Source organism: Orenia sp., from assembly GCF_055140805.1.
Genome location: NZ_JBSQYM010000166.1, coordinates 1 through 10,335, shown reverse-complemented (window position 1 = coordinate 10,335; position 10,335 = coordinate 1). Strand labels below are relative to the sequence as shown.

At 33.5% G+C, this 10,335-nt stretch carries 6 protein-coding genes; 1 reads left to right on the top strand and 5 read right to left on the bottom strand.

Features of this window, described 5'->3' with window-relative positions:
• Positions 1–174: 174 nt before the first annotated feature.
• Positions 175–2,319 carry an RNA degradosome polyphosphate kinase gene (locus ACTCDL_RS13435; RefSeq protein ID WP_463177770.1) on the bottom strand — a complete coding sequence of 715 codons (2,145 nt, stop codon included), beginning with the start codon at positions 2,317–2,319 and terminating at the stop codon, positions 175–177.
• Positions 2,319–3,851, bottom strand: coding sequence for a Ppx/GppA phosphatase family protein (locus tag ACTCDL_RS13430; protein ID WP_463177766.1), 1,533 nt, complete (start codon positions 3,849–3,851; stop codon positions 2,319–2,321). The genes ACTCDL_RS13435 and ACTCDL_RS13430 overlap by 1 nt, the downstream gene beginning before the upstream one ends.
• A gap of 487 nt (positions 3,852–4,338) precedes the next feature.
• On the opposite strand from ACTCDL_RS13430, the gene ppx reads away from it, so the two are divergent.
• A complete protein-coding gene (ppx, locus tag ACTCDL_RS13425) occupies positions 4,339–5,871 on the top strand; it encodes an exopolyphosphatase (protein WP_463177773.1) in 1,533 nt (510 codons plus the stop codon).
• A gap of 185 nt (positions 5,872–6,056) precedes the next feature.
• On the opposite strand, the gene ACTCDL_RS13420 is transcribed toward ppx, so the two are convergent.
• The 3 genes from ACTCDL_RS13420 to ACTCDL_RS13410 form a co-directional block, all read right to left on the bottom strand.
• A complete protein-coding gene (locus ACTCDL_RS13420; RefSeq protein WP_463177761.1) occupies positions 6,057–6,434 on the bottom strand; it encodes an ACT domain-containing protein in 378 nt (125 codons plus the stop codon).
• Positions 6,435–6,499: 65 nt separating this feature from the next.
• Positions 6,500–8,311, bottom strand: coding sequence for an ABC transporter ATP-binding protein (locus ACTCDL_RS13415; RefSeq protein WP_463177758.1), 1,812 nt, complete (start codon positions 8,309–8,311; stop codon positions 6,500–6,502).
• Position 8,312: 1 nt separating this feature from the next.
• Entirely contained in the window at positions 8,313–10,109 is a 1,797-nt protein-coding gene (locus ACTCDL_RS13410; RefSeq protein WP_463177755.1) for an ABC transporter ATP-binding protein, read from the bottom strand.
• Positions 10,110–10,335: the final 226 nt, after the last annotated feature.

Here is a 10,335-nt window from a genome sequence, read left to right as displayed (position 1 = left end):
TTTACTAGCCACAGGTTTCAACCTGTGGTGATGGTGATATGTTACACTACGGGTTAAAACCCGTAGCTAAAACTTAAAGTGTCGCAATATCCCCATTAACAGACATTAAAATTAAAAAAATAATATAAAAAAGGTTCACCACAGTCGGTGAACCCTTAGATAATTCTATTTATATTAATGTATATTAGTATCTAGTGCTGAAGTCTGCTTGAACAACGCTATTACCTTCTTGCTATCCATCTTTTTGATGGCTTTCTTGGCTAATCGATGAAATTCAAGCTGAGATTCTAGCTCCTTTCCTTCTCTGTCTACACGCTCATAACTTCCATCAGATTGCTGTTCCCGTGCCTTTACATTGTCTCTTAGAGTAATATCTAGAAGATTAATAACTCTATTCTTCAAATCATCATCCTCTACTGGAAATAGAGCTTCAACCCTTCTATCTAGATTTCTAGGTCTCCAGTCAGCACTAGACATAAAGATTCTAGGGTTAGCACCATTACTAAAATAAAAGATACGACTATGCTCTAACAGACGTCCAACTATACTAATCACTCTAATATTCTCACTAACACCTTCAATTCCAGGCTTTAAACAGCACATTCCCCTTACTATCAAATCTATTTTGACTCCTGCTGAAGAGGCCTTGTATAACTCCTTAATTATTCCAGAATCAACCAGAGAGTTCATCTTAGCAATAATATGACCTTCCTTACCTGAGCTTACCTGATCAACCTCATTTCTAATCAAATTAACAAAGGTATCCCGTAAATTTAGAGGAGCTACCGCTAGCTTCTTCCATTGAGGTGCTGAAGAATAACCTGTTAATAGATTAAACATAGCTGAGACATCAGAACCAAAGGTCTCTTTAGCTGTAAACATTCCAGTATCAGTATATAATTTAGCAGTCTTATCATTATAATTTCCTGTACTCATATGGACATATCTTCTGATACCATCCTCTTCATCTCTAACTATTAACAATAATTTAGAGTGCACCTTTAAACCAACCAACCCATAAACAACATGGCAACCTGACTTTTCTAGCTTCTTAGCCCACTCTATATTATTCTCCTCATCAAATCTGGCCTTTAATTCTACCAATACTGTAACCTGCTTTCCATTTTCAGCTGCTTGAGCTAACGCTTCTATAATCGGAGAATCTCCACTAACTCGATAAAGAGTCTGCTTAATAGCCAATACCTCTGAATCTTCAGCAGCCTCTTGCACCAATCTAATTACAGGGTCAAAGCTTTCATAAGGATGATGAACTAACAAGTCCTTTTCTTTAATCAAATCAAAGATACTCTCTTCATTATTATAAAAATCTCGAGCTGGTTGAGGTAATAGTGGTTCATATCTAAGATGATCGAACCCATCTAGACCACTAAAGTCCATAAATGTAGTTAAATCAATAGGTCCTGCAACTTCATAGACATCCTCCCTATTTAAATCAAGAGAATAAACCAAGAAATCTTTTAATTGCCGATCTATTCCTTGCTCTATCTCTAACCTAACAGGAAAGCCCCACTTCCTTCTTTTAACATAACGCTCCATTTCCACTAATAAATTTTGTGCCTCTTCATCAAGGGTTACCTCAGCATTTCTAGTAATCCTAAACGCTCCTACAGCTTCTACTGTATATCCAAAAAATAGCTTGTTCAAATACTCTTTAATTACCTCCTCCATAAAGATAAAATTCCGTTTATTATCAGCAGATTCAGGTATCTCTATAATCCTAGGTAAAATAGAAGGTACTCTAACCATTGAAAATAGCCCTTGACCATCTTTATTAGGAGAGAGGGTATTCGATTCTGGAGAACTAGTCAAGCGTACTACTAAATTTAAACTCTTATTTAAGATTAAAGGAAAGGGTCTACTCTGGTCAATAGCCATTGGTGTTAGTACAGGATGGATATTATCATGGAAGTAATTATCTAAAAACCCCTTCTGTTTTTTAGCTAAATCTTTATACTCAACAAAATTAATATCCTCTTCTTCTAAGATATCTAATACATACTCTAAGCAATTATACTGTTCTCTAACCATCTGATGCATTCTATTAGAAAGACCTCTAAATAACTCCGTTGGTCTAAAGCCTGCTTTGTCCTTCTTATTATAACCAGATTCTATTTGATCTTTTAATCTAGCTACTGTAACCATCACAAACTCATCCAAATTAGATGCAGTTATTGCTAAAAACTTTAATCTTTCCAATAAAGGTGTCCTCTCATCTTGAGCCTCTTCTAAGACACGATTATTAAATTCCAACCAACCAAACTGTTTACTTAGATAATATTTAGAATCACTATAATCCATTATTTCACCCTCTTTTTAATAAATTCAGCTTTTATTCCAAATACTTCCTTAAAAAGTTCTGACTTCTGTTCAAAGGTCCAAGCCTCTAATAAAGTATTCTCATTGCTATAACCAATAATCTCTAACTTCTTAGACTCTAAATTGACCTTTAGGTCTTCAAACTTCTTAATATGACTCCTATCTAAGGAATCACCTAACTGTAAAATAGCTGCTAGCTTAGCTATTAGCACTTTTTCTTCAGTAGATAATTGTCTATAATTGATATCACTATTATTAGGTGATTTTTTACTATGATATCTTGCTACATTTGCTACAATCTCTATCTCTTTATTGTTTAACCCTAATATACTAGAAGCATTAATAATATCATAAGAATGGTAATAATGTCTTTTAAGGCTGATATATTTACCTACATCATGTAAAATAGCTGCTATCTGTAATAATAATCTCTCCCTATCCCCCAAACCATGGATGGCTTTAATCCCATCAAATATCTTCAAAGTAAAGCCTGTTACAACCTCAGCATGCTTCTGATTATAATAATACTTTTCACCGATACTCTGAGCTGAAATGATTGTATTCTCAATAAAGATATCATTCCACTTTATACTCTCTTCTGAATATAGAATATCATTTAATAACACATCTACTAAAAATACAAAAGGGGCTATAATCCTCTCAGCTTGAGTAAAATTAAAGACTGTCTTATAAATAGCCATAGCGGGCAATAAAATCTCTGATTTTTCTGGAGATAGGTTGTACATATTAAGGAGTTGAATTGGAGTCTTATCTTTAATTTGATCATAAAAATCTTGAAATTTATCTTTAGGAATATAACATGAATCTTTATTTTTCTCTACCTCACATAAGTCAGCTGTCATCTCTATCTCTTTTCCACAAACAACAAAATGAGAAATGTTCATTACAGGAAAATTCTTCTGTAACATATAAGTAAAGCTCCTTAAATATTCTTCTAAAACTAGATAAAATTTATCGGTTTTTTCTTGAATTTTACCTAATATCTCGCTTAATTTTAAAGAACCTATCCGAATATTTTGATTATATTTGATATTGCCCTTAGAGTATAATGACACACCTAATCTTCCTGTTCCAATATAACACATCAATGCTTGTTCTTCATTTAGTCCTAATTTATTTAACTTTTTACACATTCCTTTATAAATATGTATCTTCTCTTCAGAATCATCTAATACTTCTACCTGCAATCCAGTCTTGACCTTAATCTGATCTAAGATATAGTCTCTATTTTTGGCCTCCCTGATGGCAGTGGTAGCTACTGTCTTGATATTCTCTATTCTATACTCATTAGTTAATTTCAAAAAACCTTTAATTACTCTACAGGTTTCATCTACCTTTTCAAAGCTTATCTTATCTTTTTTAAAGGTATCATGACCTAAGTTTAGTGGATATTCAAGGGATTCTAAGATTTTCATCTTATCTGCTCTCTTCTCCCCTATCTTTAAATATAATGCACTAGAGCCAATATAAATAACAGCAGCTTTTTTGCTCATATCAATTCCTCCCAAATAAATCTGATTAATCTTTAATTATTTATAATCGAAATTATAGAAAACATAATAATTAGAAGTCGGATAAATTAAGGTTATAAAAACCTAAATCTTACCAATTTAACACCTCTAATTTATTAACCAAAAACCTTAAACGATAACTTTCAGCAACAAACCTCCCTCGCCCTATGAGAAACTGCTAAAACTAAAATCTCATGGTGGGTTATATTTTTAACTCAGGTGAATTTACACAAATAAAACCAAAAGATTTGAAAAATAAATTCATCTTTTTTTACTCTTTAATTCGTGTTAATTTGTTGCTAATCTTTAGTTTTTGATCTTTAAGCTTCTATTACACTCTTTATACTTGGATATCTATATTTGATTATCGGAGATAAAAGAAATTAAAAGCTAATTCTCAACATAAAAATCTATCTTTTTACAGTATTATAACATATTCCTTATTTATACTTGAAATCAGTGTGATCAGATAATTGCAATTATTGATATTGGATCAAATTCTATCAAATTAGTCTTAGCAGAGATTAAAAAGAATAACTCTTTTAAAATAATTGATGAGTTAAAAGAGACCGTTAGGTTAGGACAAGGAATGGAAAAGAATAATATGCTACAAGAAGATCGAATCAAAGTTGCTATTCAAACTTTAAAAATGTTTAAAAATTTATGTGATGCTACCAATACCAAAGAAATTATAGCTGTAGCAACAGCTGCTGTACGTAAAGCTGATAATCAAGCAGAGTTTTTAACAAGAATAAATAAAGAGATAGGAATTGACGTACAGGTATTGTCAGGAGAAGAAGAAGGCTATTACGACTATTGGGCAGTTGTTAATAGTATCGATAAAGATAGTGGCTTGATTATGGATATTGGTGGTGGAAGTATAGAGCTAATCTGGATGAAAGATAGAAAAGTAAAAGAGTGTGTCAGTTTGCCCTTTGGTTCTTTAGATTTAACCCAAAAGTTCAATCTCTATGATAGTATTGATAAGAAAGATGAAGAAAATCTAATCGAATTTCTAACAACTTCATTTAATGAAGTTTCTTGGCTAAAGGATATAGATTGTAAATCTTTAATTGGAGTTGGTGGAACTATTAGAAATATTGCTAAAATAGATCAAAGAGATAATGATTACCCTTTAGATATCCTCCATTATTATCAAATGGATGAAGCTATTGTTGATAGTATCTATGAATTAATTAAAGATAAGGATTTAAAGGAAAGAAAGAAGATTAGTGGACTATCTAAAAAAAGAGCAGATATCTTTATTGGGGCTGTTGCTGCTGTAACAACCTTGATGAGCTTCTGTAACCTTGAGGAGTTACTTATTAGTGGTAAAGGGATTAGAGAGGGATTAATCTATAATTATCTCTATGAAGATAAAGAGCCTACTCCCAATGTATTGGACTTTTCTATAAATAATATTATCAATAATCTAAATTTAAATAAGAAACATGCAGAACATATACATAAGTTATCCCAAAAATTATATCAAGGGTTAAGTCCTTTATTCAAACTTGATGAAAATCAATTTGAGGGAGATGTTGATAAAATTTTAAAGACTGCTACTCTGCTCCATGATATAGGAAAAAGTATCAATTATTATGATCATCATGAGCATTCCTTTTATATGATTCTTAACTCTGGAATAAATGGGTTATCCCATCGGGAATTACTGATTAGTGCTTATATTTCAGCCTCCCATCGCCATGACAAGTATGATTTGAGAAAATATAATTTAAACCGATCACAATTTACCGATATTATTAATAGAAAAGGTGATGATAAAGAGATAATTCGTAAATTTGGGATATTAGTCGAAATTGCAGAGAGTTTAGATAGGAATATGAATAGCTTAGTGGAGAATATCGAATGTAATTTAAAAGATGATACTTTTATTATCAAAACTATTTCCAAAGAAGATGTGACATTAGAGATAAATGATGCTTTAAATACTAGTAAAGGCTTTGAGAAGCTATATGGAAAAGAGTTAGTGATATTGTAATATATTCCTGTTAATAGAAAAGCTGATAGAATTGAAGGATAAGAGGACATTTTTGGCATTAGGTAGCTAGGTGGTTTGATAGTTTGGTTAAACCCTAAATAGCTGACCCCTAACTACCCAACCACCAAAATAAAAAGGAATGTGATGAATTTTATTTAATCTCATACTCTTCTCCCTCTTAAATCCTAATTCTTAATTATGTTCTCTTTACTTAAAACCCTAATAGCTTCTCTCAAATCTTCCTTCTTCACCAAAATATAATCGGTGTCATAAGTTGAAATCACAAAGATACTTATCCCCTCTTTAGCCAAAGGTGATGCCAAGGAAGCCAAAACACCTACCATTGAAAAATCTAAAGGACCTTCCACCTTTAAAGCTCTCCAGCCCGCTTCACTCTTTACCCCTACTGGTACATCCTCCTTTAAAGAGACTATTGATAATTCATCCCCAGTTCTGGTAATTGAAAAGAATTCACTGGCTAATGCCCAGCTAGGTATTTCACTACTCTCATCCAAACGGGATACTGCCAATTCTTCTGCCATTACAGTTAAAGTTAATTTCATCTTTTCACCTCCTTATATAGTCATCCAACTTTAAATTTAAAGTTGGATGATTATATCTTTAAATTCTAAACAATCTCTTCCTTCATAAATTGATTGGTATAAAGCTTATAATAATATCCCTTAGTTCTTAATAACTCTTGGTGATTACCCGCTTCGATTATCTCACCATCTCTAAGTACCAAAATTCTATCAGCAGAACGAATAGTCGATAACCTGTGAGCAATAATGAAGTTAGTTCTTCCTTTTAATAACTTATCAATAGCCTCTTGGATGATCTGCTCCATCTCAGTATCTATAGAAGAGGTAGCCTCATCAAGTACAAATATCTTAGGATCTGCTAGTACTGCTCTAGCAAAGGAGATTAATTGCTTCTCTCCAGTAGATAAACTGCCTCCACCTTCACCTATTTTAGTATCATAACCTTGCTCTAGCTTCTTAATAAACTGATGGGCATTGACCAACTTAGCTGCTCTGATTATATCCAAGTCACTTACCTCTAAATTACCATAACGAATATTCTCTTTAATCGTTCCACTAAAGAGATGAGGTGTTTGCAGTACATAGCCTATATTAGAATGTAACCAGAGTTGAGACCTTCTCTTATAATCTACTCCATCAATCAATATTTCTCCTGCTATTGGCTCATAGAACCTACAGGCTAAATTAACAAGGGTACTCTTACCAGAGCCAGTTTCACCTACTAATGCGATAGTCTCCCCAGCCTTGATCTCTAAATTAAAATCCTCTAAAATCCGTTCACCATCTTCATAAGCGAAGGATACATTTTTAAAGGTAATATCTCCTTTAAGCTCTGGCCAATTCTCAGACTTAGGATTAAAGATATCACCATAAATTTCAATAACATCTTGACTATCTTGAATCTCAGGTTCAGTCTCTATCATTGACAAAGTCCTTTCGGCTGATGCTTGAGCCGATTGCAACTCAGCAAAGACTCGTGCTAATTGGCTAATTGGTTCGAAAAAGTGAACTGTATAAGAGATAAAAGCAACTAAGGTTCCATAGCTGATAGTAGTCAAGAGGACATCCTTACCTCCAAAAACTAAAGCAAAGCTAGTTCCTATACTTCCCAAAGTCAATACCACTGGCAGATATAAGGCAGAAAAGATAGCTGCTTTAACTGATGATTCTCTCATCTTAGCTGTCTTAGCTTCAAATTCCTTTAAGTTTTCTTCCTCTCTAACCAAGGCCTTAGTAGTCTTAGCTCCCATAATACCTTCATTAAAAGCCCCTGTAATTGTTGAGTTAATCTTTCTTACCTTACGATAGGCTTTTAATATCTTCTTCTGAAAATAGATACTCAAAACCGCTAAAACTGGTACAACCGATAAGGTAATCAGGGCTAATTTCCAATTCAAATAGAACATTATCACCATAGTTGTTAGCATCATCGTCATTCCCCAAACTGAATCTACAAAGCCCCAAGAGATAACTTCACCCAACCTTTTAACATCAGAGGTCATTCTTGCCATCAACCATCCTACTGCTGTCTTATCATAATAAGAGAAGGATAACTCCTGTAACCTTTGAAAGCCAGCCTTTCTAATATCATAACTCATTGTAGTCTCTATTCTACCAGCATAATCTATCAATAGCCAAACATTAATAGCCTGCACAATTACTAACACGCCATAGGCTAAACTAAACTTTAATAGACCATCAATATTACTAGCAACAACAAATTTATCGACTGCATATTTGGTCATCAAAGGAAAGATTGCATCGATTCCTCCAACTCCAATCATTACAATAGCCAAAATCAATACTTCTTTCTTCAATGGTTTGAGATAATGAATAAGCTTCTTCCATAAGCCAAAATCAAACTCTTTATTATAATCTTCCTCTCTAAACTCTGCCAACTTAGCCAACCTCCATTTCTTGCTCTAAAGAATTTTGAATCTCCCAAACTCTCTTATACATTCCCTCTTTATTAATTAAATCTTGATGAGTTCCTGCTTCTACAATCTTACCATCATCTATTACCAAGATCTTATCAGCTTCTGCTAAGGTATTGATTCGGTGGGAGATAATAAAGGTTGTAGTCTTCTCTTTTTTCTCTTTTAACTCCTGACGAATAGTAGCATCAGTTTCTGTATCAACTGCACTTAAGGAATCATCAAAGATTAAGATTGGACAGTCTCTAATGAGAGTTCTAGCAATAGCCACCCGCTGTTTCTGACCACCTGATAGAGAGACTCCCCGCTCTCCTACTACAGTATCATAACCTTTTTCAAAATCGAGAATAACATCATGGATAGCTGCATTGTTAGCAGCTTCAAAGATCTCTGTATCTCTAACATCATTTCTAGCCAATCCGATATTCTCTTTAATAGATTTAGCAAAGAGAAAAGGCTCTTGTAAAACAAGACCGATATGTCTTCTTAGCCACTTTTTATTTATATCCTTAATTTCATAACCATCTATCTTAATTGAACCCTGTTGATAATCATATAATCTAGCCAAGAGATGGACCAAAGAACTCTTTCCAGAACCAGTTGCTCCTAAGATTGCTATAGTTTCTCCTTTATTGACCTCAAAGGAGATATCTTTAAGTACTCCTTTGCCCTCTTCATATTCGAAATAGACCTTTTCAAATTTAATATTTCCTTTAAGTACTGGCTTAAAGTCACTATCATTCTCTTCTTCTCTAACTTCATCTAAAACTTCTTGAATCCGCCCTAAAGCAACTAAGGTCTTACCCATATCTGTTAAAATACGCCCTAGCTGACGAACTGGCCATAACAACATTCCTTCATAGGTTACAAATACAACCAGAGTTCCTAAGGTTATACTACCTTCAAAGGCCCAGTAAGAACCAAAGATCAATACAATTCCAATCTGAAGCATACATAAGAAATCAGATACTGACCAGAACCAAGCCAATAATCGTAATACACGATAACATTTAGCTCGGTAACCTGAACTTTCCTTATCAAATTTATCTACCTCATAGCTCTGCCTAGCAAAAGCTCTAACTACTCTAACCCCTGTTAAGTTCTCCTGTAATACAGTAGACATCCTTCCTTCAGCCTCATCAGCCTCTTTAAAAGACTTCTTAACCTCTTTATAAAAGAAATAAGAGAAAGCTAAAATAATAGGCACCACTCCAATAGCTACTAGGGTTAGCTTGATATCTAAAGAGAACATAATAATAGCTACAAAGCCCATCATAAAAATAGCACGACCAACCTCTACAAATTGTACTGCCAAAAAGCGACGAACAGTATCTACATCAGAAGTACAGCGCTGAATTAAATCACCAGTCTCAGCCTTAGTATGATATTCATAAGGTAGATGCTGCAAATGATCATATAATCTCTCTCTTGTATTCTTAGCAATTGATTCTGCCGCTATAGCAGCCCATTTGCCTTTAAAATATAAGAATATCCCCTGTAATAGGGTCAAGCCAACCATTATTACCCCAACAATCCATAAATTCTCTACTAAAACTTCTTTACCACCAAAATCTTCTATAACTCTACCTATTAGTTGAGGGACATCTAAAGGCTTATCACCAATGATAGAATCTATCGTTACCCTCAATACCAGTGGATTGAGAATTGAAAAGAAGGTGGCTAAAGCTACACTAGCTAATGCTCCAATATACAATAATCTATTACCTTTCATATAACTCCAAAACAACTTTAAACTACTCAAAACTATTACCTCCCCTTATCAAGAACAACTAATTAATCATTAAACTAAACATTACACCTTGTGCTAATAGAGAAACTAATATAATATAGAGATAAAATGGCACTTTTGAGTTGATAGTTGATAGTGTATAGTGTATAGTGGATAGTTAAAGGACTAAAAACCTATATTTAAATGGTTTTGAACTTAACTATCAACTGTCAATTATCAACTATACACTGAAGTAAAA

What these genes read in the sequence shown, in the direction of transcription:
- ACTCDL_RS13435 (WP_463177770.1), bottom strand. Translation starts at nt 2,319, where the DNA reads ATGGATTATAGTGATTCTAAATATTATCTAAGTAAACAGTTTGGTTGG.
- ACTCDL_RS13430 (WP_463177766.1), bottom strand. Translation starts at nt 3,851, where the DNA reads ATGAGCAAAAAAGCTGCTGTTATTTATATTGGCTCTAGTGCATTATAT.
- ACTCDL_RS13420 (WP_463177761.1), bottom strand. Translation starts at nt 6,434, where the DNA reads ATGAAATTAACTTTAACTGTAATGGCAGAAGAATTGGCAGTATCCCGT.